Source organism: Modestobacter sp. VKM Ac-2979 (assembly GCF_026967995.1).
Lineage (GTDB): Bacteria > Actinomycetota > Actinomycetes > Mycobacteriales > Geodermatophilaceae > Modestobacter.
In genome coordinates, this window is record NZ_JAPVBO010000005.1 from 194,594 (window position 1) to 220,576 (window position 25,983).

Sequence of the window (25,983 nt, forward strand, 5' to 3'; positions counted from 1 at the left end):
GTACGAACTGCAGCGAGTCACAACCCGCGCAGTGTGCGTTCGAGTCGCACCGGGGGCACCGAAGGACCAGTACGAACTGCAGCGAGTCACAACCCGCGCAGTGTGCGTTCGAGTCGCACCGGGGGCACCGAAGGACCAGTACGAACGGGCACCCCACGAGGTGGCAGCACGGGCCCGGGACACCCACCCCGGTGAGGCCGCCGGATCGTCCTCGGTCGCGCCGCCTATGTTGGCCCCGTGACCGGCCACATGACCCCTGAGGAGTTCCGCCAGCACGGCCACGAGGTCGTCGACTGGATCGCCGACTACTGGGCGGGCATCGCCGCGCACCCGGTCCGGTCGCGGGTCTCCCCCGGCGACGTCCGGGCCATGCTGCCGGCGAGCGCGCCCGAGCAGGGCGAGCCGGTCTCCGCCGTGCTGGCCGACCTGGAGCGCGTCGTGCTGCCCGGGGTGACGCACTGGCAGCACCCCGGCTTCTTCGGCTACTTCCCGGCCAACACCTCCGGTCCCTCGGTGCTCGGCGACCTGCTCTCCGCCGGCCTCGGCGTGCAGGGCATGTCCTGGGTGACCAGCCCGGCCGCGACCGAGCTCGAGCAGCACGTCATGGACTGGTTCGCCGACCTGCTGGGCCTGCCGGGGTCCTTCCTGTCCACCGGCACCGGTGGCGGCGTGGTGCAGGACTCCAGCTCCGGCGCCAACCTGGTCGCGCTGCTGGCGGCGCTGCACCGGGCGAGCAAGGGCGCGACGCTGCGCCAGGGGGTCCGCCCGGACGAGTACACCGTCTACGTCTCCGCCGAGACGCACAGCTCGATGGAGAAGGCCGCCCGGATCGCCGGGCTGGGCACCGACTCGATCCGGGTGGTCGAGGTCGACGCCGAGCTGGCGATGAGCCCTCGGGCGCTCGAGCAGCGGCTGGAGCGTGACGTGGCCCGCGGGTTCGTCCCGGTACTGGTCTGCGCCACGGTCGGGACGACGTCGACCACCGCGATCGACCCGCTGGCCGCGCTGGGCCCGATCTGCCAGCGCTTCGGGGTGTGGCTGCACGTGGACGCCGCCTACGCCGGGGTCAGCGCCGTCGTCCCGGAGCTGCGTGCGCTGCAGGCCGGCGTCGAGTGGGCCGACAGCTACACGACCGACGCACACAAGTGGCTGCTCACCGGGTTCGACGCGACGCTGTTCTGGGTGGCCGACCGGGCCGCGCTCACCGGCGCCCTGTCGATCCTGCCCGAGTACCTGCGCAACGCCGCCACCGACACCGGTGCCGTGGTCGACTACCGGGACTGGCAGATCGAGCTGGGCCGCCGCTTCCGGGCGATGAAGCTGTGGTTCGTGGTCCGCTGGTACGGCGCCGAGGGGCTGCGGGAGCACATCCGCGACCACGTCGCGCTGGCCCAGGAGCTGGCCGGCTGGGCCCGGGCCGACGACCGGTTCGACGTCGTCGCCCCCCACCCGCTGTCCCTGGTCTGCCTGCAGCCGCGCTGGGCGCGCGGCGTGGACGCCGACGTCGCCACCATGACCCTGCTGGACCGGCTCAACGACGGCGGTGAGGTCTTCCTGACGCACACCACCGTGGCCGGCCGAGCAGTGCTGCGGGTGGCCATCGGCGCTCCGGCGACCACGCGGGCGCACGTCGAGCGGCTGTGGACGCTGCTGCAGGAGGGCCACGACTGGCTGGCCAACGACTTCGCCGAACAGCAGGCCGAGCAGCGGGCCCGTGAGGTGGCCGAGCGCCAGGCCGCCGCCGAGCACGCCGCCGCCGAGGCGGCCGCGGCGGAGCAGGCAGCAGCCGAGGCGGCCGCGGCAGCGGAGGCGGCCGCGGCTGAGCAGGCCGCAGCTGAGCAGGCGGACGCGGCTGCCGGAGCAGACCCGGCGGCCCCGGCGACCGAGCCGAGCACCGAGCGCGCGGCAGAGGGCACGCCCGGCACCCCGGACGCCGAGCCCGCGACCGCGGAGACCGCGGAGACCGCGGAGACCGCGGAGATCGAGACGGCGGGGACCCCGGACGCCGGGACGCCCACCGTGGAGACCCCCGCGGCAGGCGACGAGACGGCCACCCAGGCGGGCGCACAGGCCGGCCTGGACGTCCCGGCCCCGGCGGATCCGGAGCACCCCGCCCGCTGACCCGGCAGCCGTCGTGCGCTCAACGGGGTGATCGTCGACCGGGCACCCCGCTGAGCGCACGACCGCGCGCCTGCGGTCGCGGGGTCAGCCCAGGGAGCGGATCAGGCCCTCCTGGGCCACGGTGGCCACGTGCGTGCCGTCGGCGGCCCAGATCTGCCCGAAGCACAGGGCGCGGCCACTCGCGGCCGCCGGGCTGTCGGTCTCGTAGAGGAACCACTCGTCGGCGCGAACCGGCCGGTGGAACCAGACGGCGTGGTCGAGGCTGGCCCCCACGATCGACCCGCCCCAGCCGCCACCGGTGCGGGCCAGCCCGGCCGAGAGCAGGGTCAGGTCGCTGACGAAGGTCAGCGCGGCCGCGTGCACGGCGTCGTCGTCGGGGAGCCGGCCGGCCACCCGGAACCAGACCCGGAAGGCGGTGTCCGGTGGCAGCCGCGGCTGCGGGTCGAACGGGTCGGCGAGGTACCGCTGCTCCACCGCCCGCCCGATCGCCGCGGACGCCGCCCCCTGCCCGGGGTGCGCCGCGGTGACCTCGGCGAGCCCGGGCAGCCCCTCCGGACCGGGCACCTCGGGCATCGGCAGGGAGTGTTCGACCACGGCCCGCTCCCCGGCGGTGAAGTCCGCGGTCAGCGCGAAGATCGCGACGTCCTCGCCCTTGCGCGTCTGCCGGGCCACCACCCGCCGGGTGCTGAACGAGCGGCCCTCGCGGATGCGGTCGACCTCGTAGCGGATCTCCTCGTGCGGGTCACCGGGGCGGAGGAAGTACGAGTGCAGCGAGTGCACCACCCGCCCCGGCCCCACCGTCGCGTTCGCGGCGGTCAGGGCCTGCGCGGCGACCTGACCACCGAAGATCCGCTGCAACGGGGTGCTGGGGGTCTGGCCGACGTAGACGTCCGGGCCCCGTTCCTCCAGGTCCAGGACGACCATCAGCTCCGCGGCCGGGGTCTCCCCCGGCTGCGCGACCCCGGCCGTCACGCCTCGGTCCCCACCTCGTGCACCCGCACCAGGTTCGTGGAGCCGGCGGTGTTCGGCGGGCTGCCGGCGACGATGACGACCTTGTCGCCCTCCTTCAGCCGGCCGATGGACAGCAGCGAGAAGTCGACCTGACCGACCATGTCGTCGGTGTGGGTGACCTCGGGGACGAGGAAGGTCTCCACGCCCCAGGACAGCGCCAGCCGGCTGCGCACCGCCGGGTCGGTGGTGAAGGCGAGGATCGGCAGCCGGGTGTGCAGCGCGGCGAGGATGTGTGCGGTCTTCCCGGTCAGCGTGAAGGCGGCCAGTGCCGCGACGTCGAGCGCCTCACCGATGTCCTTGGCGGCCCGCACGATGGCCCCGGAGCGCTGGCGCGGCGGGACGAGGAGCTCGGGCACCCGCACGGCGTCGGACTCGACCGCGTCGATGATCCGCTCCATCGTCTTGACCGCGACGACGGGGAACTTCCCCACCGAGGTCTCCCCCGACAGCATGACCGCGTCCGCGCCGTCCAGGACGGCGTTGGCGACGTCGGAGGCCTCGGCCCGGGTGGGCCGGGAGGCGCTGATCATCGACTCGAGCATCTGGGTGGCGACGATGACCGGCTTGTTCCGCTCGCGGGCGACCTGCACCGCGCGCTTCTGCACCAGCGGCACCTGCTCCAGCGGCAGCTCCACGCCCAGGTCGCCGCGGGCCACCATGACGCCGTCGAAGGCCTCGACGATCGCCTCGAGGTTCTCGACCGCCTCCGGCTTCTCCAGCTTGGCGATCACCGGCACCTCGATGTCCTCCTGGCGCATGATCTCGCGCACCAGCTCGACGTCCCGGGCGTGCCGCACGAAGGACAGCGCGATGAAGTCGACGCCGAGGGAGAGCGCGAAGCGCAGGTCCTCGGCGTCCTTCTCCGACAGCGCCGGGACGCTGACGGCGACGCCGGGCAGGGACAGGCCCTTGTTGTTGGAGACCTGGCCGCCCTCGAGCACCAGGCACCACACGTCGGGGCCGTCGACCTCGACCACGGTCAGGGCGAGCTTGCCGTCGTCGACCAGGAGCCGGTCACCGACCCGCACGTCGTTGGCGAGGTCCTTGTAGGTGGTGGAGACCCGCTCGGCGGTGCCCGCCACGTCCTCGACGGTCACGCAGACCCGGCTGCCGGTCGCCCAGGTGACCGGGCCGTCGGCGAAGGTGCCGAGGCGGATCTTGGGACCCTGCAGGTCGGCCAGGATGGCGACGGCGCGACCGACCTTGTCGGAGGCCTCGCGCACGAGCCGGTAGGCCGTCTCGTGGTCGGCGTGCTTCCCGTGGCTGAAGTTGAGGCGGGCGACGTCCATGCCGGCCTCGACGAGGGCGGTGATCTGGTCCAGGGAACCGGTCGCCGGGCCCAGCGTGCAGACGATCTTCGCGCGACGAGACATGAGGCAAAACTAGTCGCCCCTCGGGCGGACACAGCGGACCGGGTCCGTCGTGTCCCCCCGAGGGGCAGCAGTCGTCAGGGACGTCTCATCCCGCCGACGACCAGCGGTTCAGCGCAGTGGGACGGCGTCCGGGGTGACCGGTCGGGGCAGCATCGAGTTGCCGGTCAGCCAGGTGTCGACGGCGGCGGCCGCGGCGCGCCCCTCGGCGATGGCCCAGACGATCAGCGACTGCCCGCGGCCCATGTCCCCGGCCACGAACACCCCGGGGACGCTGGACATGTACTCGTCGTCCCGGGCGACCCGGCCGCGCTCGTCGACGCCGCAGCCCAGCTCCTCGACCAGGCCCGTGGTCTCCGGGCCGGTGTAGCCCAGCGCCAGCAGCACCAGGTCGGCCGGCAGCTCCTGGGTGCTGCCGGGCTTGGGCCGGCGCTGGCCGTCGACGACCTCGATCTCCACGACCTCGATCGCCCGGACCCGGCCCTGCTCGTCACCGAGGAACGCCTCGGTGTTGACGGCGAACAGCCGCTCGCCGCCCTCCTCGTGCGCCGGGGAGACGCGCAGGATCATCTCGTAGGTCGGCCAGGGGTTGTCCTCGGGCCGGGTGCCCGACGGCGCCGGCTTGTAGTCCAGCTGGGCCACCGAGGCCGCGCCCTGACGGTGCGCGGTGCCCAGGCAGTCCGCGCCGGTGTCGCCGCCGCCGATGATGACCACGTGCTTGCCCTTGGCCGACAGCGGCGGGTCGTCGAGCTCACCGAGCGCCTGGCGGTTGCCGTGCGGCAGGTACTCCATGGCGAAGTGCACGCCGTCGAGCTCCCGGCCCGGCAGCGGCAGGTCACGCGCCACCGGGGTGCCGATCGCCAGCACGACGGCGTCGTGCTCGGCGCGCAGCTGCTCGGTGGTCAGGCTGCCCGCACTGCCGCCGACGGTGACGTCGGTGACGAACCGGGTGCCCTCGGCGCGCATCTGGTCCAGCCGCCGGTCCAGGTGACGCTTCTCCATCTTGAACTCGGGGATGCCGTAGCGGATCAGCCCGCCGATCCGGTCGTCCCGCTCGTAGACGGTCACCTGGTGCCCGGCGCGGGTGAGCTGCTGGGCGGCGGCCAGCCCGGCCGGCCCGGACCCGATGACGGCGACCTTCCTGCCGCTGAGCTCCGCCGGCGGCTGCGGGGTGACCCAGCCGTTGACGAACGCCTGGTCGATGATCTCCCACTCGATCTGCTTGATCGTGACCGGTGCGTTCTCCAGGTTGAGCACGCAGGCCGACTCGCACGGCGCGGGGCACAGCTTCCCGGTGAACTCGGGGAAGTTGTTCGTCGCGTGCAGCCGCTCGATCGCCTCCTGCCAGTCGTCCCGGCGGGCGAGGTCGTTCCACTCCGGGATCAGGTTGCCCAGCGGGCAGCCGTGGTGGCAGAAGGGGATGCCGCAGTCCATGCAGCGCGCCGCCTGCTCACGGACCGCCCGCACCGGGAAGACGGCGTCCTCACCCGTGTCCCGGGTCAGGTACACCTCCTTCCAGTCCAGCAGGCGCAGGTCGACCGGCCGCCTCGGCGGCAGTTCGCGGTCGAACCTCAGGAACCCGGTGCTGTCAACCACGAGCTGCCTCCATCACGGCTCGGTCCACGTCGTACCCCGCGGCCTCGGCGGCCCGCCGGGCCTCCATGGCACGCCGGTAGTCACGCGGCATGATCACGCTGAAACGCCCCGACCAACGACCCCAGTCGGCCAGCAGGCTGGTCGCGACGGCCGAGTCGGTGGCCTCGCGGTAGCGCTCGAGGACGTCGCGCAGCCAGGCGGAGCCCTGCCCGTCCAGCGCCTCGACGTCCACCATCTCGGTGTTGACCCGGTGCCGGGCCAGGTCGAGCACGTACCCGATCCCGCCGGACATGCCCGCGGCGATGTTGCGCCCGGTCGGCCCGAGGATGATCGCGGTGCCGCCGGTCATGTACTCCAGGGCGTGGTCACCGACGCCCTCGACGACGGCCAGCGCCCCGGAGTTGCGGACGCAGAACCGCTCCCCCACCCGGCCGCGGAGGAAGACCTCGCCGGCCGTGGCGCCGTAGCCGATCACGTTGCCGGCGATGACGTTGTCCTCGGCGGGGAAGCTCGCCTCCGGCGCCGGGCGGACGACGATCCGACCACCGGACAGCCCCTTGCCGACGTAGTCGTTGGCGTCGCCGACCAGGGTCATGGTGATCCCGCGCGGCAGGAACGCCCCGAAGGACTGACCCGCCGACCCGGTGAAGGTCAGGTCGATCGTGCCGTCGGGCAGGCCCTCGCCGCCGAACCGCCGGGTGACCATCGAGCCCAGCATGGTGCCGACGGTGCGGTTGACGTTGCGCACCGGCAGCTCGAGGTGCACCGGTCGGGCGTCGAGCAGCGCGCCCTCGCACAGCTGGATCAGCGTCTGGTCCAGCGCGACGTCCAGCCCGTGGTCCTGGTCGCGGACCTTGCGCCGCGGCGTGCCCTCGGGCAGCTCCGGCACGGCCAGGATCGGCCGCAGGTCCAGCCCCGAGGCCTTCCAGTGGTCGATCGCCGGCGCGACGTCGAGCAGCTCGGCGTGGCCGACGGCCTCGTCGATGGAGCGGAAGCCCAGCTCGGCGAGGTACCCGCGCACCTGCTCGGCCAGGAACTCGAAGTAGGTCACCACGAACTCGGGCTTGCCGGTGAACCGCTTGCGCAGCTCCGGGTTCTGCGTGGCGATGCCGACCGGGCAGGTGTCCAGGTGGCAGACCCGCATCATCACGCAGCCCTCGACCACCAGCGGTGCGGTGGCGAAGCCGAACTCCTCGGCGCCGAGCAGGGCCGCGACGATGACGTCCCGGCCGGTCTTCATCTGCCCGTCGACCTGCACCACGATCCGGTCGCGCAGCCCGTTGGCCAACAGCGTCTGCTGGGTCTCGGCCAGGCCGATCTCCCAGGGGATGCCGGCGTGCTTGAGCGAGGTCAGCGGCGCCGCACCGGTGCCGCCGTCGAAGCCGGAGACCAGGACGACGTCGGCCTTGGCCTTGCTGACCCCGGCCGCGACCGTGCCGATCCCGGACTCCGCGACCAGCTTGACGTGCACCCGCGCCTCGTTGTTCGCGTTCTTGAGGTCGTGGATGAGCTGCTTGAGGTCCTCGATCGAGTAGATGTCGTGGTGCGGCGGCGGGCTGATCAGACCGACGCCGGGCGTGGAGTGCCGGGTACGGGCCACCCACGGGTAGACCTTGCTGCCCGGCAGCTGACCGCCCTCACCGGGCTTGGCGCCCTGGGCCATCTTGATCTGGATGTCGTCGGCGTTGACCAGGTACTCGCTGGTGACGCCGAACCGTCCGCTGGCGACCTGCTTGATCGAGGAGCGGCGCAGGTCACCGTTGGGGTCGGCGGTGAAGCGGTCGGGGTCCTCGCCACCCTCGCCGGTGTTGGACCTGCCCCCCAGCCGGTTCATCGCGATCGCCAGGGTCTCGTGCGCCTCGGCGGAGATGGAGCCGTAGCTCATCGCGCCGGTCTGGAACCGCTTGACGATCTCGCTGATCGGCTCCACCTCCTCCAGCGGGACGGCGGGCCGGTCACCGGTCTTGAGGGTGAACAGGCCGCGCAGCGTCGCCGCCTCGGCGGACAGCCCGTCGACGGTGTCGGTGTAGCGCTGGAAGACGTCGTACTGCCGGGACCGGGTGGCGTGCTGGAGCAGGAACACCGTCTCGGGGTTGAACAGGTGCACCTCGCCCTCGCGGCGCCACTGGTACTCCCCGCCGGTCTCCAGCCGCCGGTGCGCCGTCTCCGTCGGGTTGCTCGGGTAGGCGCGGCGGTGCCGCATCACGACCTCTTCGGCGAGCACGTCGAGCCCGACGCCGTCCAGCGTGGCCGACGTCCCGGTGAAGTACTCGTCGACGACGGCCTTGGACAGGCCGACCGTCTCGAAGATCTGGGCCATCGTGTAGGAGCCGACGGTGCTGATGCCCATCTTGCTCATCACCTTCAGCACGCCCTTGCCCATGGCCTTGACCACGTTGCGGACGGCCTGGGCGGGCTGGACGCCGGTGAGCGTGCCGGTGCGGATCAGGTCCTCGACGCTCTCGAACGCCAGGTAGGGGTTCACCGCGGCCGCGCCGTAGCCCAGCAGCAGCGCGACGTGGTGCACCTCGCGGCAGTCGCCGGACTCGACGACCAGGCCGACCTGCATGCGGGTGCGCTCGCGCACCAGGTGGTGGTGGACGGCGGCGGTCATCAGCAGCGACGGGATCGGGGCGCGCTTCTCGTCGCAGTCCCGGTCGGAGAGCACGATGACCCGGGCGCCGGCCGCGATCGCCTTGCTGACCTTGGTGCGCAGGTCCTTGACCGCCTGGGCCAGCGCCTCGCCCCCGCCGGCGACGTCGAAGTGGCCGGTGATCCGGACGGCGGCGAAACCGGGCAGGTCACCGTCGTCGTCGATGTGCAGGATCTTGGCCAGCTCGTCGTTGTCGATGACCGGGTAGGGCAGGAACAGCTGCCGGCAGGAGGCCGGGGTGGCGTCGAGCAGGTTCTGCTCGGGGCCGAAGGTCCGCCCCAGGCTGGTGACCAGCTCCTCGCGGATGGCGTCCAACGGCGGGTTGGTGACCTGGGCGAAGAGCTGGGTGAAGTAGTCGTAGAGCTGGCGGGAGCGGTCCGACAGCGACGCGATCGGGGTGTCGGTGCCCATCGAGCCGATCGGCTCGGCGCCGCTGGCGGCCATCGGCTGCACCAGGATGCGCAGTTCCTCCTCGGTGTAGCCGAAGAGCTGCTGCCGACGGACGACGGACTCGTGGCTGGGCCGGGAACGACGCCGCTCGGGCAGCTGCGGGAGGTGCACCTGCCCCGCGTGCAGCCAGTCGTCGTAGGGCTCGGCGGTGGCCAGGGCGCCCTTGACCTCCTCGTCGGAGACGATCCGCCCGGCGGCGGTGTCGACGAGGAACATCCGACCCGGCTGCAGCCGGCCCTTGGCCACCACGTCGCCGGCCGGGATGTCGAGCACGCCGGCCTCGCTGGCCAGCACGACCAGATCGTCCTTGGTGCGCCACCAGCGGCCGGGGCGCAGGCCGTTGCGGTCCAGGACCGCGCCGATCAGGCTGCCGTCGGTGAACGCGACACAGGCGGGCCCGTCCCAGGGCTCCATGATCGAGGAGTGGAACCGGTAGAAGGCGCGGCGGGCCGCGTCCATCTCGTCGTGGTTCTCCCACGCCTCCGGGATCATCATCAGCACCGCGTGCGGCAGTGACCGGCCGGACAGGTGCAGCAGCTCGAGCACCTCGTCGAAGGTCGCCGAGTCGCTGAAGTCGCTGGCGGTGACCGGGAAGATGCGCTCCAGCCCGAGCTCGCTGGCCGGGCCGGCCGGACCGTCGAACAGCCCGGTGTCCAGCTTGGCCTCGCGGGCCCGCATCCGGTTCCGGTTGCCCTTGATGGTGTTGATCTCGCCGTTGTGGGCGATGAACCGGAACGGGTGCGCCAGCGGCCAGCTGGGGAACGTGTTGGTGGAGAACCGGCTGTGCACCAGCGCGATGGCCGACTCGTAGCGCTCGTCGGTCAGGTCCGGGAAGAACGCCGGCAGCTGGTCGGTGGTCAGCATGCCCTTGTAGGTGATCGTCCGGGAGGACAGCGAGGCGATGTAGCAGCTGGTGCCGGCGTCCCGGGCCGCGCGCTCGACCCGCTTGCGGAGCACGAAGGCCCGCCGCTCCAGCCGGGTGACCCCGTGCGGGGCCGCGGTGCCACCGAAGGCACGCGCGTCGGCCCGGGCACCGATGGTCTCGGCGACGAAGAGCTGGGCGAAGTGCGGCATGACCCGCCGGGCGGTGGGCCCGAGGTCGGCGGCGTCCGGGTCGACCGGCAGCACCCGCCAGCCCAGGACGGTCAGGCCCTCTTCGGCGGCGAGCCCGGCGACGGCGTCGACGACGGAGGCCCGCTCGGTCTCGTCGGCGGGCAGGAAGGCGATGCCGACGGCGTACTCGCCCAACGGCGGCAGGTCGAAGTCGACGCTCTCCCGCAGCAGTCCGTCGGGGACCTGGGTCAGGATCCCGGCCCCGTCACCGGAGTTCGGCTCGGACCCCGCGGCGCCCCGGTGGTCGAGGTTGTGCAGCGCGGTGAGTCCGGCGGCGACGATCGTCCGGGAGCGGCGGCCCCGGGCGTCGGCGACGAAGGCGACGCCACAGGCGTCGTGCTCGTGGGCCGGGTCGTAGAGCCCGGAGGCGGCCGGCAGCGCGGAGAAGGGCACGGCCGGCAGGGCTGCGGCCGGGGACGGCGATCCCGCGGAGGGGGCGGCGAGGTCAGACATGTCACTCCCGTCGTCGGCTGGCCGCGGCGCCGGCTCCACCGCCCGGTGGTCCGGGTCGGCGGGTGGCGCTGGTGCGGGGGGTCGCAGACCCCGCCGGGTGGTCAGAGCGGGTGGGGTGGTGCGCGGAGGACCCCGGGGGGTCCGACGAGTGGGGCAGCGGAGGCCGGCGGACACGGTACGTCGAGACGGCCTCAGGGACCCGCGCTCCCGCGGGGGCGGGTGACCGCGGGATGGTCGTGCGCGGGGCAGCGCTGGCCCGGTCCGACGTCGCCGGCCGGCCCAGGATCACTGGTCGGCCAGAGTTGAGCGTACACAGCGGGGACACGTGCGCGACATGTCGAACAGGTGTCGGGAAAGTCTCCTCCAGCTGCGGAAAGGCGGCCGTCGCGGCAGCGTGCCGGGTCAGCCGGCCCGGGGCGAACCGCCCTCGTCGGTCCGGGCTCCGGTCCGGCCGTCGCCGGCCTCGTCGGTGACCGTCTCTCCCCCGACCGGCGCACTCCCGGCCGTGGCGCCCGTGGCCGTGGCGCCGGTGGTGGCGGCAGGAGACGACGCTGCAGCGGGGACGCCGTCGCCGGCCTTCTCCGCGCCGCGGGTGATGACCTCTCGCGGCCGGCCGCGGTTGACGATCATGTACGCGACGGCCAGCAGGCCGACGATGATCGAGGTGAACACGTTGAGCCGCAGCCCGAGGAACTGCTCGGCCGTGTCGATGCGGAGCATCTCGATCCACACCCGGCCGGCGCAGTAGGCGGCGACGTACAGCGCGAAGGCCCGCCCGTGGGAGAGCCGGAAGCGGCGGTCGGCCCAGATCACCAACGCCGCGACGCCGAGGTTCCACAGCAGCTCGTACAGGAACGTGGGGTGGAAGGTGCCCAGCACCTGCGGTTCGCCGTCGGGACCGGTGAGCGCCTGACCGGCGGAGGCGTTCCAGCGGTAGATCGTCAGCGCCCACGGGAGGTCGGTGGCGCTGCCGTAGAGCTCGTTGTTGAACCAGTTGCCCAGTCGCCCCACCGCCTGGGCGAGCACGATGCCGGGGGCGATGGCGTCGGCCCAGGCGGGCAGCGGGATCCCCCGCCGCCGGCACCCGATCCACGCGCCGACCCCGCCGAGCGCGATCGCGCCCCAGATGCCGAGGCCGCCCTCCCAGATGGCGAAGGCCCGGATCGGGTCGCCGCCCTCCCCGAAGTAGGGCTGCGGGGTGGTGATCACGTGGTAGATGCGACCGCCGACGATGCCGAAGGGCACGGCCCAGACGGCGATGTCCAGCACGTCGCCGGGGGCGCCGCCGCGGGCGACCCAGCGGCGCTCACCCAGCCAGCAGGCCAGCACGATGCCGGCGATGATGCACAGCGCGTAGGCGCGCAGGGGGAACGGCCCGATCTCCCACACCCCCTGGGTGGGGCTGGGGATCGCGGCGAGGACGGAGGCGTCCGCCAGCAGGGTCATGCCTGCACCTTCGCACGCCGGACGCCCTCGGCGAGCTCGGCGGACAGTGAACGCACGCCGTCGGCGCCGTGCCCGTCGAGCAGCCGCCGGACGTAGGCCGACCCGACGATCACCCCGTCGGCGAACCCGGCGACCTCGGCGGCCTGGTCGCCGGTGGAGACCCCCAGGCCGACGCAGACCGGCGGCTCGCCGGCGGCGGCACGGGTGCGGGCGACCAGTCGTTCCGCGGCGTCCCCGACGGTGGCCCGGCTGCCGGTGACGCCCATCGTGGAGGCGGCGTAGACGAAGCCGCGGCAGGCGGCGACGGTGGCGGCCAGCCGGGCGTCGGTGGACGACGGCGCGACCAGGAAGACCCGGTCCAGGCCCACCCGGTCGCTGGCGGCCAGCCAGGCGCCGGCCTCGTCGGGGATGAGGTCGGGGGTGATGGCGCCGGCGCCACCGGCCGCGGCCAGGTCGTCGGCGAAGCGGTCGACCCCGTAGCGCTCGATCGGGTTCCAGTAGCTCATCACCACCGGCACGGCACCGGCGGCGGCGACCGCGGTCACGGCGCGCAGCACGTCGGCCATGCCGACCCCGGCCCGGACGGCGACGTCGACGGCCTCCTGGATCACCGGCCCGTCCATCCCCGGGTCGGAGTAGGGCACGCCGATCTCCACGATGTCAGCGCCGCCCTCGACCGCCGCGACCATCGCCGCGATCGAGCCGTCGACGTCGGGGTAGCCGACCGGGAGGTAGGCGATCAGCGCCGCCCGCCCCTCGGACCGCGCCGCGGCGATGCGCTCCTGCAGTGCGCTCACGAGTCCTCCCCCGCGTCCTGCCCGGCCACGGCCAGGTCGTTGCTGACCGCGCCCTCGGTGGCGTGCTGCTCGGTGTCCAGGCCCGGCCCCGGTTCCGCACCCCGGCCGGCCTCGACGGCCCGCTCGTCGGAGTCGGTCGGCGCCGTCCGGTCGGCGAGGTCGAACCAGGCGCTGGCGGTCTCGACGTCCTTGTCCCCGCGGCCGGAGAGGTTCACCAGCAGCAGCGCGTCCGGGCCGAGCTCACGGCCGACCATCATCGCGCCGGCCAGCGCGTGCGCCGACTCGATCGCCGGGATGATCCCCTCGGTGCGACACAGCAGGGCGAAGGCCTCCATCGCCTCGGCGTCGGTGACCGGCCGGTACTCGGCCCGCCCGATGTCGTGCAGGAAGGCGTGCTCGGGGCCGACGCCGGGGTAGTCCAGGCCGGCGGAGATGGAGTGCGACTCGACGGTCTGCCCGTTGTCGTCCTGCAGCAGGTAGGAGCGCGCGCCGTGCAGCACACCGGGGTCTCCCCCGGTGATGGTGGCCGCGTGCCGGCCGGTGTCCACGCCGTCCCCACCGGCCTCCAGGCCGACCAGCCGGACGGCCTCGTCGGGCACGAAGGCGGTGAAGATGCCGATCGCGTTGGACCCGCCACCGACACAGGCCAGGACGACGTCGGGCAGCCGCTGCTCACGCTCCAGCAGCTGCGCGCGGGCCTCGTCGCCGATGACCCGCTGGAAGTCGCGCACCATCATCGGGAACGGGTGCGGGCCGGCGACGGTGCCGAAGACGTAGTTCGTCGTCTCGACGTTGGTCACCCAGTCGCGGAACGCCTCGTTGATCGCGTCCTTCAGCGTGCGGGAGCCGGTGGTCACCGGGATCACCTCGGCACCCAGCAGCCGCATCCGGGCGACGTTCAGCGCCTGGCGGCGGGTGTCCTCCTCGCCCATGTAGACGGTGCAGGACAGCCCCATCAGGGCCGCGGCGGTGGCGGTGGCGACCCCGTGCTGGCCGGCGCCGGTCTCGGCGATGACCCGGGTCTTGCCGATCCGCTTGGTGAGCAGCGCCTGGCCGAGCACGTTGTTGATCTTGTGTGAGCCGGTGTGGTTGAGGTCCTCGCGCTTGAGCAGCACCCGCGCTCCGCCGCAGTGCTCGGCGAACTTCGGCACCTCGGTGATCGGGCTGGGCCGGCCGGTGTAGTCGCGCTGCAGGCGGGCGAACTCGTCGAGGAACGCGGGGTCGACCCGCATCGCCTCGTAGGCCGCGGTCAGCTCGTCGAGCGCGGCGATCAGCGCCTCCGGGACGAACCGGCCGCCGAAGACACCGAAGTGCCCCGTGGCATCCGGCCACTCCCCCGACGCCGTGGCGTCGGGGACGTCAGGGGCCGGGGCGTGCGCGGAGAGGGTCATGCCCCCCAGCGTAGGGACCTTCCTCCTCTTGGCCCTCCTGCAGGGGCCCGCCGCGAGCTTGCGAGCGGTGGGGGGCAGGAGGGTCCTTCTACTAACGGGTGGTGCGCGGGGTCGCCGGGTGGGAACCGGCGGTGACCAGGTCGGCGACCGCCTGCCGCGGGTCACCGGCGGTGACCAGGCCCTCCCCCACCAGCACCGCGTCGGCGCCCGCGCCGGCGTAGCTGATCAGGTCGTGCGGGCCGCGCACCCCGGACTCGGCGATCTTGACGACCTCGCTGGGCAGGCCCGGGGCGATCCGCTCGAAGGTGGAGCGGTCGACCGACAGCGTCGTCAGGTCGCGGGCGTTGACGCCGATCACCGAGGCACCTGCGGCGAGCGCGCGGTCGGCCTCGGCCTCGCTGTGCACCTCGACCAGGGCGGTCATGCCGAGGGACTCGATCCGCTCGAGCAGGCCGATGAGCACCGGCTGGTCGAGCGCGGCCACGATGAGCAGGACCAGGTCGGCCCCGTGCGCCCGGGCCTCGTGCACCTGGTAGCTGCTGATCACGAAGTCCTTGTTCAGCACCGGGACGTCGACGGCGGCCCGGACGGCGGCCAGGTCGGCGTGCGACCCGCCGAACCGGCGGCCCTCGGTCAGCACGCTGATCACCCGGGCACCGCCGGCGGCGTACTGCGCGGCGAGCGCGGCCGGGTCGGCGATGGCAGCGAGGTCGCCCTTGCTCGGGCTGCGCCGCTTGACCTCGGCGATCACACCGACGCCCGGGGCCCGGAGGGCGGCGAGGGCGTCCAGGGCGGGCCGGGCATCGCGGGCCGCGGCCTGCACCTCGGTCAGCGGGGTGGTGGCCTGACGGGCAGCGACGTCCTCCCGGACACCGGCGACGATCTCGTCGAGGACGCTCATGACCCCTCCTCGGACCTCTCAGGATGTGGCACCGGACCGGTCCCCACCACTCGGACCGCGTGGATCACTCTAGAGACGGGCCAGGTCCGGTTCCCTCCGGGGGCCGGTGCACGCCGTCCGGACGGCCCGGGTACAAGAGCGGGCGACCGGCTGGGCGGGCCCGGCGCGGGGCCGCGCGGCGAGGAGGAGGACCTCGTCCTCATGCGGTCGGGTCGTCGCCGCGGTCCAGGGCCTTCCAGGCCGCCTGGTGCCGGTCCTCATCGGTCTCCGGGCGAGCGGGACGAGCCGGCCGGGCAGGTGCTGCCGTCGCCCCCGCCGGCTGCCCGGTGCGCTCGTAGCGACGCCCCATGCCCGGCCAGTCCCGGCCGCGCAGCACCACCAGGGCCCCGGCCAGCACGCCGAGCACACCGGCGACCAGGGCCACCGCGGGCCAGGTGGCCACGGGGTCGGTGGTCACCTGGGCCTGCCCCAGCCCGACCCCCGACGTCACGTCGGTGCCGCCGAGGTCGAGCGAACCGGTGAGCGCACGCAGCCCCGACCAGCCGAGCACGCCACCGGCCACCGCGACCAGCAGGCCGACCACCACCCGGCCGACGCCGCGGACGGCGATGACCGCGACCGCGGCGGCGAGCAGCAGCAGCCCGCACGCGGCGACCAGCGGTGCGGCCTGGCTGCCGGTCAGCACCTCCGACGTCGGCGGCAGCGGCGGTTCGCGCACGACCGTGACGTCGGCCCACGGCTCCCCGGACGCCGACAGCGCCAGCCCACCGGAGAGCGCGGACAGCAGGACCGCGACGGTGAGCTCCCGCCGGCCCCGGGTGGCGGCCGGAGGTGGGACCGGGGGCGCGGGGTGGCTCACCGGAGCTCCCGCAGCCCCTCCGCGGTGGCGATCGCCGACAGCACGGCGCGGGCCTTGTGCCGGGTCTCCGCCTCCTCGCTGGCCGGGTCGCTGTCGGCCACGACGCCGGCGCCGGCCTGCACGTAGGCGCGGCCGTCGTGCAGCACCGCGGTGCGGATGGCGATGGCCATGTCCATGTCACCGCTGGCGTCGACGTAGCCGACCGTGCCGGCGTAGAGCGCCCGGCGGGTGGGCTCCAGGGACTCGATGACCTCCATCGCCCGCGGCTTGGGCGCCCCGGAGACGGTGCCGGCGGGGAAGGTCGCGTCGAACACGTCCAGCGCGTCCCGGTCCGGGGTCACCTGACCGGCCACGGTGGAGACCAGGTGCATGACATGGCTGTACCGCTCGACCCGCATGAAGTCGGCGACCTCGACGGTGCCCGGCTCGCTCACCCGGCCCAGGTCGTTGCGGGCCAGGTCGACCAGCATCACGTGCTCGGCGCGTTCCTTGGGGTCGGCCAGCAGCTCCTCGGTGAGCCGCACGTCGTCCTCCGGGGTGGCGCCGCGCGGACGGGTGCCGGCCGGCGGGTGCACCACGGCCCGGCTCCCGGTCACGGTGACCAGCGCCTCCGGGGAGGAGCCGACCACGTCGAACGGCGACTGCCGCCCGGCGAAGCGAAGCAGGTACATGTACGGCGAGGGGTTGGTGGCCCGCAGCACCCGGTAGAGGTCCAGGGCGTCGACGTCGGTGGCCAGCTCGAAGCGCTGGGCGAGCACGGTCTGGAAGACGTCGCCGGCGCGGACGTGCTCGCGCACCCGCTCGACGCCGGCCTCGTACTCCCCCGGCCCCATGTTGCTGGTCACCGGCGGCGCGTCGGCGGTCTCGACCATCGCCACGCCGGGGGGCGCCGCCTCGGCCAGGTCGGCGGCCATCGCGTCCAGCCGGGCGACCGCGTCGTCGTAGCCACCCGGCGCACCGCCCAGCACGTTGGCGATGAGCAGCACCGTGCCGTCGGTGTGGTCCAGCACCGCGAGGTCGGTGACGAGCATCAGCGCGAGCTCGGGCATGCCCAGGTCGTCGACGGCGGTCTGCGGCAGCCGCTCGAGCCGCCGGACGACGTCGTAGCCCAGGTAGCCCACCAGCCCGCCGGTCAGCGGCGGCAGGCCGGGCGTGCGCGGCGAGCGGAGCCGACGGGCCAGGGTGCGGACGGCGGCCAGCGGGTCGGCGGGCAGGTCGTCGGTGAGCCCGGGCAGCGGGTCGCCGAGCCAGGCCGTCGTCCCGTCGGCCTCGGTGAGGACGCCGGCGCTGCGCACGCCGACGAAGCTGAACCGGGACCACTGCTTGCCCTGTTCGGCGGACTCCAGGAGCACGGTGCCCGGCCGGTTGCCGGCCAGCTTGCGGTAGATGCCCACCGCGGTCTCGCTGTCGGCCAGCAGCCGGCGGGTGACCGGGACGACGGGCGCGTCCAGGTGGGCGAACTCGGCAGGGGTCGGGCTGGTGCGGCCCAGCTGCAGGCTCATGCCGGCGCCCCGGGCGTGGCCGGCAGCGGGCGGTGGAAGCAGCTGCGCTCGCCGGTGTGGCAGGCCGGGCCCTCCTGGTCGACGAGCAGCAGCAGGGCGTCGCCGTCGCAGTCCAGCCGTACGTCGCGCACCCACTGCCGGTGACCGGAGGTCTCCCCCTTCACCCAGTACTCGCCGCGGCTGCGCGACCAGTAGGTGGCCCGGCCGGTGGTGAGCGTGCGGTGCAGCGCCTCGTCGTCCATCCAGGCGACCATCAGCACCTCGCCGGTGTCGTGCTGCTGCACGACGGCGGCGACGAGGCCGGCGGGGTCGCGGCTCAGCAGCGTGGCGACGGCGGGGTCCAGGGCGGTGTCGGGGGCAGGGGCGGACATGCGCTGATCGTCCCACCCGGCGCGCTGCGGCCGGTCAGGCCCCGGACGCAGCGCCGGTCAGGGCCCGGGCCGGGGCGCTCCGGCGGGCGGCTGCTCCCCCGCCGGTGCCGGTGGTGTTGCCTGCCGGGCCCACGCCCGGGCGTCGGGCAGGAAGGTCAGGCCGGCCGCCGTCCCGGCGAGGACCACGTAGAGGACCGGGACGAAGCCCAGGGCGTCACCGATGCTGCGCGCGGAGAGGTCGCCGAGCACCGTCACCCAGTACAGGCTCAGGGCCAGCTGGAGCCCGCAGGCGGCGAGCAGGAACCGGCGGTCGCCGTTCAGCTGCCGCAGCCCGCCCACGACCAGCAGGGCCACCAGTGCGAGCTGGGCCAGCGCCGTCCCGGTGCCGACCCCGGCCGAGGGCCCCTGGGCGAGGCTGAGCAGCGCGCTGAACGCCAGGCCGTAGATGGTGCCGAGCACCACCAGCAGCGCGGAGACGAAGGCCAGCACGGCGGCGGCGACGACCGACCCGGGCCGGGCCGGGCGCTGCGGAGCGCCCCACCCTCCCGGTGCACCCCACCCCGGCGGACCCCACCCGGCCGGCACCCAGCCCGGCGGCGAGGGCCAGCCCTGCGGAGCCGCCCATCCCTGCGGAGCCGCCCATCCCTGCGGAGCCGCCCATTCCTGCGGAGCCGCCCATCCCTGTGGCGGCGGCCTGTAGCCGGACGGGTGGCCATGACCCGGTTGCTGCGGGGGCGGGCCGTAGGACGGCGGGCCGGTGTAGGGGACGGCGTCCCAGTCGGGTGTGGTCACAGCGCCGCCGCCAGCGCGCGGCCGGTCACCCGGCCGGAGAACAGGCAGCCGCCGAGGAAGGTGCCCTCCAGCGAGCGGTAGCCGTGCATCCCCCCGCCGCCGAAGCCGGCGACCTCCCCGGCCGCGTACAGCCCGGGGAACGGTCCCCCGTCGGCCCGCAGCACGCGGCCGGACAGGTCGGTCTCCAGGCCGCCGAGGGACTTGCGGGTGAGCACGTTGAGCCGGACGGCGATCAGCGGCCCCGCGTCGGGGTCCAGCAGCCGGTGCGGTGCGGCGACCCGGATCAGCTTGTCGCCCAGGAAGGTGCGGGCCTGGCGCATCGCGGTCACCTGGAGGTCCTTGGTGAAGGTGTTGGCGATCTCCCGGTCGCGGGCGACGACCTCGCGCTCCACGGTGGCCAGGTCGACGTGCGGGGAGTCGCCGGTGAGCCGGTTCATCCCGGCGACCAGCTCCGGCAGGGTGCGCTCGACGACGAAGTCCTCGCCGTCGTCCAGGAACTTCTGCACCGGGGCCGCCGCGCCCGCGCGCACCCGGGTGAGCAGCAGCTTGAGGTCCTTGTCCGTGAGGTCGGGGTTCTGCTCGGAGCCGGAGAGGGTGAACTCCTTCTCCACGATCTTCTGGGTGAGCAGGAACCAGGTGTGCTCGAACCCGGTGGTGCCGATGTGCGCGAGCGTGCCGAGGGTGTCGAAGCCGGGGAACAGCGGGACCGGCAAGCGGGTGCCGGTGGCGTCGAGCCACAGCGAGGAAGGGCCGGGGAGGATCCGGATGCCGTGGTGGGCCCAGATCGGTGAGTGGTTGGCGATGCCCTCGGTGTAGTGCCACATCCGGTCGGGGTTGACGACCCGGCCGCCGGCGCCCTGGGCGATCTCCAGCATCCGGCCGTCGACGTGCGCCGGGACGCCGGAGAGCAGTCGCTTCGGCACCGGGCCCAGCCGCGCCGGCCAGTTCTTCCGCACCAGCTCGTGGTTGCCGCCGATGCCGCCGGAGGTGACGACGACGGCCTGCGCCGAGTACTCGAACTCGCCGACCTCGGTGCGGGAGCTGGCCACGCCGCGCTCGACGTCGCTGGGCTCCAGGACCGCGCCGCGCACCCCGGTGACCGCGCCACCGGTGACCACCAGCCCGTCGACCCGGTGCCGGTGCCGGACGTCGACCAGCCCGCGGGCGGCCGCGTCGGCGACCCGGCGCAGGAACGGGGCGAGCACGCCGGGTCCGGTGCCCCAGGTGATGTGGAACCGGGGGACGGAGTTGCCGTGTCCGGTCGCGGTGTACCCGCCGCGCTCGGCCCAGCCGACGACGGGGAAGAACCGGACGCCCTGGGCGCGCAGCCAGGCGCGCTTCTCCCCCGCGGCGAACTGCAGGTAGGCCTCGGCCCACTGGCGGGGCCAGTGGTCCTCGGCGCGGTCGAAGCCGGCGGTGCCCAGCCAGTCCTGCCGGGCCAGCTCCAGGGAGTCCTTCACCCGCAGCCGGCGCTGCTCGGGGCTGTCGACGAGGAAGAGCCCGCCGAAGGACCAGTGCGCCTGCCCGCCGAGGGAGGCGGCCGGCTCCTGGTCCAGCAGCAGCACCCGCTTCCCGGCATCGGCCAGCTCGGCGGTGGCGACCAGCCCGGCCAGCCCCGCCCCCACCACGATCACGTCAGCGTCGTTGCCCACCCCGGGGACGCTAGTCGGCCGAGTGCGCCGCGCCCTCGGTCCGGCGTGTGCGAGTCGCTCGACCGGGGCGGGCGCACCGCCGCCCGGGTCGCCAGGCGTGGTCAGCTGGGAGGGACCCCGGCGGACCGGTCGGCCCAGCGCCGCGCGTCGGACGACGACCCGAGCAGCGCGGCCAGCAGCGGACCGGCCAGCACGACGGCCAGCGCGGCGACCACGTCGCCCACCGGCTCCGGCTGTCCCGCCGAGCTCACGACCACCAGCAGCGGGTAGCTGACCAGGGTGGCCACCGCGACCCCGACCAGCAGCCGGTGGCCCCGCTGCCGGGTGAGCCGTGCAGCACCGACCAGGTGCCCGACCGCGAGGGCGAGCAGCAACGGCCAGGACCACCGCTCGACCGGGTCGAGGTCCGGTGCGTAGCTGTAGGTGATCAGCGCCATGAACAGGAGGGGGACCGCGCTCACCCCGCCCGCCAGGCCGGCGAGGAGCGCGGTCATCGGGGGGTCGTCGTCCGTCTCAGGCACCCTCCGGACGCTAGGGGCGCCCGCCGGCGCACGGGGTGGTCAGCCGCGATCTGTGGACAGTCGGGCGCCCCGCCGGGCGGCGACCCATCGGCGGACGCCGGGGAGCCCGGCGAGCACCGCGGTGCCGGCCGGCAGCAGCCACATCAGCACCACGAACCCGTCGGTGTCCGAGCCGAGCCCGGCCGCGACGGTCCCCCAGACGACCAGGGCGAACACCACGGCGGCCGGCACGAGCAGCGCCAGCCAGGAGCGGCCGATCAGCAGCAGCAGCGCGCCGGTCAGCAGCCAGGCCGCGAGCAGCACGGGTATGGCGATCACCAGCCAGGTGCCACCGTCGTACTGCCCGTTGGAGAAGGCCAGGGCGATGACGCTGAAGAAGCCGGTCAGCAACGCGGTGAGCACCGCCCCCAGCACGGCGACCAGAGCGGGCAGCGGCGGACGGCGGCTGGCGGACTCGGAGGACACGGCCGGACGGTAGGGCCTCGGCGCGGGTCCCGGGCCGCTCGGGCGGCGGGCGGGCGGGATCGTCGTCCCCCCGCCCCACCGGTACCGGACGGGCAGTCAGGCGGCGGGTTCGGGCTGCCGGCCGGAGCTGCGGCGCCACGAGGCGTGCAGCCGGGCGTAGGGCCCGTCGGCGTCCACGAGCTGGGCGTGCGTGCCGCGCTGGACCACCCGGCCGGCGTCGACGACCAGCACCTCGTCGGCCCGCTCCGCGGTGGACAGCCGGTGCGCGATGGTCAGCGTGGTGCGCCCGTCGGTGAGCGCGTCCAGCGCCCGGGTCAGCCGCATCTCGGTGGCCGGGTCGACGGCGCTGGTCGCCTCGTCCAGCACCAGCAGGTCGGGGTCGGCCACGTAGGCGCGGGCCACCGCGACCAGCTGCCGTTCCCCCGCTGACAGCGACTCCCCACGCTGGCCCACCGGCGTGCTGACGCCGTCGGGCAACCCGTCCAGCCAGTCGCGCAGGCCGAGCTCGTCGAAGGCGGCGACGATCTGCGCGTCGGTCAGGTCCGGCCGGCCGTAGCGGACGTTGTCGGCGACCGAGGCGTCGAACAGGAACCCGTCCTGGGGCACCATCACCACGCGTTCGCGCAACGACGCGAAGGCCACCTCGTCCAGCGGCACGCCGCCGACCAGCACCCGGCCGCCGGTGGGGTCCATCAGCCGGGTGACGAGCTTGGCGAACGTCGTCTTGCCCGACCCTGTCTCCCCGACGATCGCGATGCGGGTCCGGGCGGCGATGGTCAGGTCGACGCCGTCCAGGGCCTTGGCGGCCCCCGCCCCGTAGGCGAAGGAGACGGCGTCGAAGCGCACGTCCAGCGGCCCGTCCGGCAGCGGCCGGCCGTCGGCGGGGTCCTGGACGTCGGGCTCGGTGTCCAGCACGTCGAGCACTCGGCGGAACCCGGCGACGGCGTTCTGCGCCTCGTTGAGCACCTCGCTGGCGGTCTGCACCGGCGCGACGAACAGCGTGACCAGGAAGAGGAAGGCGACGAGGGTGCCGGCGCTGATGTCCCCGGCGATGCCGAGCAGCACGCCGACCACGACGACCGCCGCGTTGGCGACGGCGGCGACGAACTCTCCGCTGACGTAGACGCCTGCGGTCACCTTCTGCGCGTGCACCGAGGCGCGGTAGTGCCGGTCGATGGCGCCGTCGAGCCGGGCCGCCGTCCGGGCGCGGATGCCGTAGGCCCGCACCGTGGGCGCACCGATGACGGACTCCCCCACGGCGGCCAGCACGTCACCGACCCGTTCCCGCACCACCCCGTAGACCTCGACGAGGCGGCGGGCGAAGAACTTGACCGCCACGGCCAGCGGGATGAAGCAGACCAGCACCAGCAGGGTCAGCTGCCAGGAGTAGAACGCCATGACGGCGGTGGCCACCACGAGCTGGCCCAGGCTGACCAGCCCGAGCACCCCGCCCCACTGCATGAACACCGACAGCTGGTCGACGTCGCTGGTCACCCGGGAGACCAGCGACCCTCGCCGCTGGCCCTGCTGGTGCAGCACCGACAGGTCGTGCACGTGCCGGAACGCCCGGACCCGGAGGCCGGCCAGCGCCGTCTCGGTGGTGCGGAACAGCCGGACGTTCATCCGGTAGACGGCGAAGCTGGTGATCAGCACGACGACCGCGCAGATCGCGACCAGGTCGCGGACCAGCTCGATGTCCGTGCCACCGGGCGCGCGCAGCCCCCGGTCGATGGTCTGCTGCACGGCGATCGGGACGACCACCCGGCCGGCGGTGGCGACCAGGGCCAGGGCGAAGGTGGCGGGCAGCCCCTGGCGGAACTCCGGCATCATCCGCAGGCCGCGGCGCAGGGTCGCGGTGGCGGTCTCCGACCGGCGGTCGGTGGCCAGCACCGGATGGTCGCTCACGCCGGCACCCCCGCGGGCTCGCGCTCGGCGGGGCCGGGCTCGGGGGGCTGGTAGGCGTGCACCAGGCGGGCGTAGCCGGGCACCTGGGCGAGCAGCTCGGTGTGCGTGCCGCGGGCGACGAGCCGGCCGGCCTCCAGCCACAGCACCTCGTCGGCCAGCGCGATGGTGGCCTGCCGGTAGGCGACCACGACGACGGTGGCCGGCCGGTCGGCGGCGCGCAGCGCGTCCAGGATCCGGGCCTCCACCGACGGGTCGACCGCACTGGTCGCGTCGTCCAGGACCAGCAGCCGGGGACGGCGGACGATGGCGCGGGCCAGCGCCAGCCGCTGCCGCTGACCGCCGGAGAGGCTGGCGCCGCGCTCGCCGACCCGGGTGTCCAGGCCGTCGGGGAGCCGGCCGACGAAGTCGTCGGCGGCGGCGATGCGCAGCGCCTCGTGGACCTCCTCGTCGGTGTACGGCCCGCCCAGGGTGACGTTGTCGCGGACGGTGTCGTCGAACAGGAAGGTCGTCTGGGCGACGAACGCCACCTGGTCGCTGACCTGGCCCTCGCGGAGGGTGCGCAGGTCGACCCCGTCGAGGAGCACCGCCCCGGAGTCCGGGTCGGTCAGCCGCACCAGCAGCCCGGCGAGGGTGGACTTGCCGGCGCCGGTCGGGCCGACGACGGCGAGCGTGCGCCCGGCGGCGACGTCGAAGGTGACGCCGGCCAGGGTCGGGCGCGCGGCACCGCCGTAGCGGAAGGAGACGTCCTGCAGTTCGAGCACGGCGCCCTGGTCGCCGGCGGGCGCCGCATCGGGCCCGTGCGGGATCTCCCCGGTGGCCTCGAGCACGGGGGTCACCCGGTCGAACCCGGCCATCGCCCGGGGCAGGTCGGCCAGCACCCAGCCGATGGCCCGGATCGGCAGCGCCAGCTGGATGAACAGGTAGGCGATGGAGACCAGGTCGCCGGCGTCGGCGGCACCGGCGGCGACCCGCTGGGCACCGATCAGCAGCACGGCCAGGGTGCCCAGGTTCGGCAGCGCCTCCATGAGCGGGTCGAACAGGCCCCGGACCCGGCCGACCGAGATCAGCCCGTCGCGCAGCTCGTCGGCCTTCACCGCGAACCGGCTGGTCTCGGTGGTCTCCCGGCCCAGCGTCTTGACGACGAGTGCGGCGTCGAAGCTCTCGTGGGCGATCTCGCTGACCTCGGCGCGCAGCTGCTGGGCACGCGCCATCCGGGGCGACATGACCTGGCTGTAGACGGCGTTCATCACGAACACCAGGGGGAAGACGACCAGCCCGACCAGTGCGAGCAGGGGGTCGGTGAGCACCAGCGCGACGCTGGTGATGGCCACCATGACCAACGCGCCACAGGCGAAGGGCAGCGGCTGGACGAAGAACCACGCCGACTCGACGTCGGAGTTGGCGTTGGACAGCAGCTGCCCGGTGGGGTGCCGCTGGTGCCAGGACAGCGGCAGGCGGAGGTACTGGCCGGTGACCCGGCGGCGGTAGTCGGCCTGCAGCCGGTAGGCCATCATCCCGGCGAACAGCCGCCGGCCGATGATCCCGACGATCTTCAGTACGGCGACGACGAGGATCGCCAGCGCGGCGAGGGTCAGCGCGGCCGTGGTGGTCGCCCCCTCGTCGAAGGCCGGCAGCAGCACCCGGGTGGTGATCCCACCGATGACGTAGGCGCTGGCGACGGTCATCCCGCCGTAGAGGCTGCTGCCCAGGAACGCCAGCGCGAAGATGCCCGGTTGCTCGCGCACGGCGCGGCGCACGTGACGGAGCCCGCGCCGGACGACGGCGTCTCTGCGGCGCGGCACAGGGGTCCTCCAGGGGGTCGAGCGGTCGGTGCGGTCAGCGTACTCGCGTTCCTTAGGCCCCCTAACGGAATTGCCGGGAGCCTCGCGGCGGCCCGGAGGTCGGGGCCCGGGGCGTCGGTCACGAGCCGGTCTCGTCGGCGGGCCGTCGGTGCCGGAACGGCGATAACCTCGGCTGGTGCCGACCTCCGCCGTGCCCGTGTCCCAGTCGGAGCGGGCCGCGCTGGCCGACCTGCTGGAGCAGCTGGGGCCCGATCGGCCCACCTGCTGCGAGGGCTGGGCGACCCAGGACATGGCCGCCCACCTGGTCGTACGCGACCGTCGCCCCGATGCCATGCCGGGGTTCGTGCTGGGCGGGCCGTTCGCGCGGTGGACGGACAAGGTCCACGGCCGGGCCCGGGAGCGGCAGGACTACGGCCGGCTGGTCGCCGAGGTCCGGTCGGGCCCGCCGACCTGGGTGCCCACCTCCTGGCCGGCGGTGGACCGGCTGGTGAACACCGCCGAGATGGTGATCCACCACGAGGACGTGCGGCGGGCACAGCCGGGGTGGGCACCGCGGGAGCTGCCCCGGCAGGTGCAGGACCAGCTGTGGAAGAGCGTGCCGGTCCTGGCCCGCGGCCAGGCGTCGCAGCGGCCGACGGCCGGCCTGCTGGTGCGGCGCAGCGACGTGCCCGACGGCTCAGCGGGCAGCGAGCGCCGGCTGCACGACGGTGAGCCGACGACGACGGTGACCGGTGCCCCGCTGGAGGTGCTGCTCTGGGTGAGCGGCCGCCGCGAGGTCGCCTGCGTGGACCTCACCGTCGACTGACCCCCCA

The 25,983-nt window shown here is 74.3% G+C and carries 19 protein-coding genes; 2 read left to right on the top strand and 17 right to left on the bottom strand.

Annotated elements, in window-relative coordinates; all coding sequences use genetic code 11:
- Nucleotides 1-237: 237 nt before the first annotated feature.
- Complete coding sequence (locus tag O2W15_RS15815) at nucleotides 238-2,121, top strand: pyridoxal-dependent decarboxylase (protein ID WP_269180064.1); 1,884 nt, start codon at nucleotides 238-240, stop codon at nucleotides 2,119-2,121.
- An 84-nt stretch (nucleotides 2,122-2,205) separates the two neighbouring features.
- Here O2W15_RS15815 and O2W15_RS15820 read toward each other — a convergent pair whose 3' ends face one another.
- The 17 genes from O2W15_RS15820 to O2W15_RS15900 all read right to left on the bottom strand — a co-directional run bounded on the left by O2W15_RS15820 (nucleotide 2,206) and on the right by O2W15_RS15900 (nucleotide 25,114).
- Nucleotides 2,206-3,093 (bottom strand): acyl-CoA thioesterase, encoded by an 888-nt coding sequence (locus tag O2W15_RS15820; protein ID WP_269162238.1) that lies wholly within the window; start codon nucleotides 3,091-3,093, stop codon nucleotides 2,206-2,208.
- Complete coding sequence (gene pyk / locus O2W15_RS15825) at nucleotides 3,090-4,505, bottom strand: pyruvate kinase (RefSeq protein ID WP_269162237.1); 1,416 nt, start codon at nucleotides 4,503-4,505, stop codon at nucleotides 3,090-3,092. Before pyk ends, O2W15_RS15820 begins: the two co-directional genes overlap by 4 nt.
- 108 nt (nucleotides 4,506-4,613) lie before the next feature.
- Nucleotides 4,614-6,098, bottom strand: coding sequence for a glutamate synthase subunit beta (locus O2W15_RS15830; RefSeq protein ID WP_269162236.1), 1,485 nt, complete (start codon nucleotides 6,096-6,098; stop codon nucleotides 4,614-4,616).
- Nucleotides 6,091-10,767: a glutamate synthase large subunit gene (gene gltB / locus O2W15_RS15835; RefSeq protein WP_269180065.1), complete on the bottom strand. Its 4,677-nt coding sequence runs from the start codon at nucleotides 10,765-10,767 to the stop codon at nucleotides 6,091-6,093. Before gltB ends, O2W15_RS15830 begins: the two co-directional genes overlap by 8 nt.
- A gap of 402 nt (nucleotides 10,768-11,169) precedes the next feature.
- Complete coding sequence (gene lgt, locus O2W15_RS15840; RefSeq protein WP_269180066.1) at nucleotides 11,170-12,213, bottom strand: prolipoprotein diacylglyceryl transferase; 1,044 nt, start codon at nucleotides 12,211-12,213, stop codon at nucleotides 11,170-11,172.
- Nucleotides 12,210-13,010: a tryptophan synthase subunit alpha gene (trpA, locus tag O2W15_RS15845; protein ID WP_269180067.1), complete on the bottom strand. Its 801-nt coding sequence runs from the start codon at nucleotides 13,008-13,010 to the stop codon at nucleotides 12,210-12,212. Before trpA ends, lgt begins: the two co-directional genes overlap by 4 nt.
- The gene (gene trpB / locus O2W15_RS15850) at nucleotides 13,007-14,401 is read right to left on the bottom strand and encodes a tryptophan synthase subunit beta (RefSeq protein ID WP_269180068.1); all 1,395 of its coding nucleotides are present in this window, start codon (nucleotides 14,399-14,401) and stop codon (nucleotides 13,007-13,009) included. The genes trpA and trpB overlap by 4 nt, the downstream gene beginning before the upstream one ends.
- 91 nt (nucleotides 14,402-14,492) lie before the next feature.
- Nucleotides 14,493-15,302: an indole-3-glycerol phosphate synthase TrpC gene (gene trpC / locus O2W15_RS15855; RefSeq protein WP_269162231.1), complete on the bottom strand. Its 810-nt coding sequence runs from the start codon at nucleotides 15,300-15,302 to the stop codon at nucleotides 14,493-14,495.
- A 199-nt stretch (nucleotides 15,303-15,501) separates the two neighbouring features.
- Nucleotides 15,502-16,161 carry a TIGR02234 family membrane protein gene (locus tag O2W15_RS15860; protein ID WP_269180069.1) on the bottom strand — a complete coding sequence of 220 codons (660 nt, stop codon included), beginning with the start codon at nucleotides 16,159-16,161 and terminating at the stop codon, nucleotides 15,502-15,504.
- Entirely contained in the window at nucleotides 16,158-17,663 is a 1,506-nt protein-coding gene (locus O2W15_RS15865; RefSeq protein ID WP_269180070.1) for an anthranilate synthase component I, read from the bottom strand. Before O2W15_RS15865 ends, O2W15_RS15860 begins: the two co-directional genes overlap by 4 nt.
- Complete coding sequence (gene hisI, locus O2W15_RS15870) at nucleotides 17,660-18,034, bottom strand: phosphoribosyl-AMP cyclohydrolase (RefSeq protein WP_269162228.1); 375 nt, start codon at nucleotides 18,032-18,034, stop codon at nucleotides 17,660-17,662. Before hisI ends, O2W15_RS15865 begins: the two co-directional genes overlap by 4 nt.
- 57 nt (nucleotides 18,035-18,091) lie before the next feature.
- On the bottom strand, nucleotides 18,092-18,826 hold the full coding sequence (locus O2W15_RS15875) for a hypothetical protein (protein WP_269180071.1): 735 nt from the start codon (nucleotides 18,824-18,826) through the stop codon (nucleotides 18,092-18,094).
- Nucleotides 18,823-20,478, bottom strand: coding sequence for an FAD-binding dehydrogenase (locus O2W15_RS15880; RefSeq protein ID WP_269180072.1), 1,656 nt, complete (start codon nucleotides 20,476-20,478; stop codon nucleotides 18,823-18,825). Before O2W15_RS15880 ends, O2W15_RS15875 begins: the two co-directional genes overlap by 4 nt.
- Before the next feature lie 101 nt (nucleotides 20,479-20,579).
- Nucleotides 20,580-20,999, bottom strand: a complete 420-nt coding sequence (locus O2W15_RS15885; protein WP_269180073.1) for a hypothetical protein — start codon at nucleotides 20,997-20,999, stop codon at nucleotides 20,580-20,582.
- 39 nt (nucleotides 21,000-21,038) lie between these two features.
- Nucleotides 21,039-21,464 (bottom strand): hypothetical protein, encoded by a 426-nt coding sequence (locus tag O2W15_RS15890; protein ID WP_269180074.1) that lies wholly within the window; start codon nucleotides 21,462-21,464, stop codon nucleotides 21,039-21,041.
- Between the two features lie 96 nt (nucleotides 21,465-21,560).
- Entirely contained in the window at nucleotides 21,561-23,369 is a 1,809-nt protein-coding gene (locus tag O2W15_RS15895) for an ABC transporter ATP-binding protein (RefSeq protein ID WP_269180075.1), read from the bottom strand.
- Nucleotides 23,366-25,114: an ABC transporter ATP-binding protein gene (locus O2W15_RS15900; RefSeq protein ID WP_269180076.1), complete on the bottom strand. Its 1,749-nt coding sequence runs from the start codon at nucleotides 25,112-25,114 to the stop codon at nucleotides 23,366-23,368. Before O2W15_RS15900 ends, O2W15_RS15895 begins: the two co-directional genes overlap by 4 nt.
- A gap of 232 nt (nucleotides 25,115-25,346) precedes the next feature.
- Between O2W15_RS15900 and O2W15_RS15905 the strand changes: the two genes are divergently transcribed.
- Nucleotides 25,347-25,976, top strand: a complete 630-nt coding sequence (locus tag O2W15_RS15905; RefSeq protein WP_269162221.1) for a TIGR03085 family metal-binding protein — start codon at nucleotides 25,347-25,349, stop codon at nucleotides 25,974-25,976.
- The last annotated feature ends 7 nt before the right edge of the window (nucleotides 25,977-25,983 follow it).

Coding starts and splice junctions, on each gene's coding strand:
- pyk (WP_269162237.1), bottom strand. CDS start 4,505: ATGTCTCGTCGCGCGAAGATCGTCTGCACGCTGGGCCCGGCGACCGGT.
- gltB (WP_269180065.1), bottom strand. CDS start 10,767: ATGTCTGACCTCGCCGCCCCCTCCGCGGGATCGCCGTCCCCGGCCGCA.
- lgt (WP_269180066.1), bottom strand. CDS start 12,213: ATGACCCTGCTGGCGGACGCCTCCGTCCTCGCCGCGATCCCCAGCCCC.
- trpB (WP_269180068.1), bottom strand. CDS start 14,401: ATGACCCTCTCCGCGCACGCCCCGGCCCCTGACGTCCCCGACGCCACG.
- trpC (WP_269162231.1), bottom strand. CDS start 15,302: ATGAGCGTCCTCGACGAGATCGTCGCCGGTGTCCGGGAGGACGTCGCT.
- O2W15_RS15865 (WP_269180070.1), bottom strand. CDS start 17,663: ATGAGCCTGCAGCTGGGCCGCACCAGCCCGACCCCTGCCGAGTTCGCC.
- hisI (WP_269162228.1), bottom strand. CDS start 18,034: ATGTCCGCCCCTGCCCCCGACACCGCCCTGGACCCCGCCGTCGCCACG.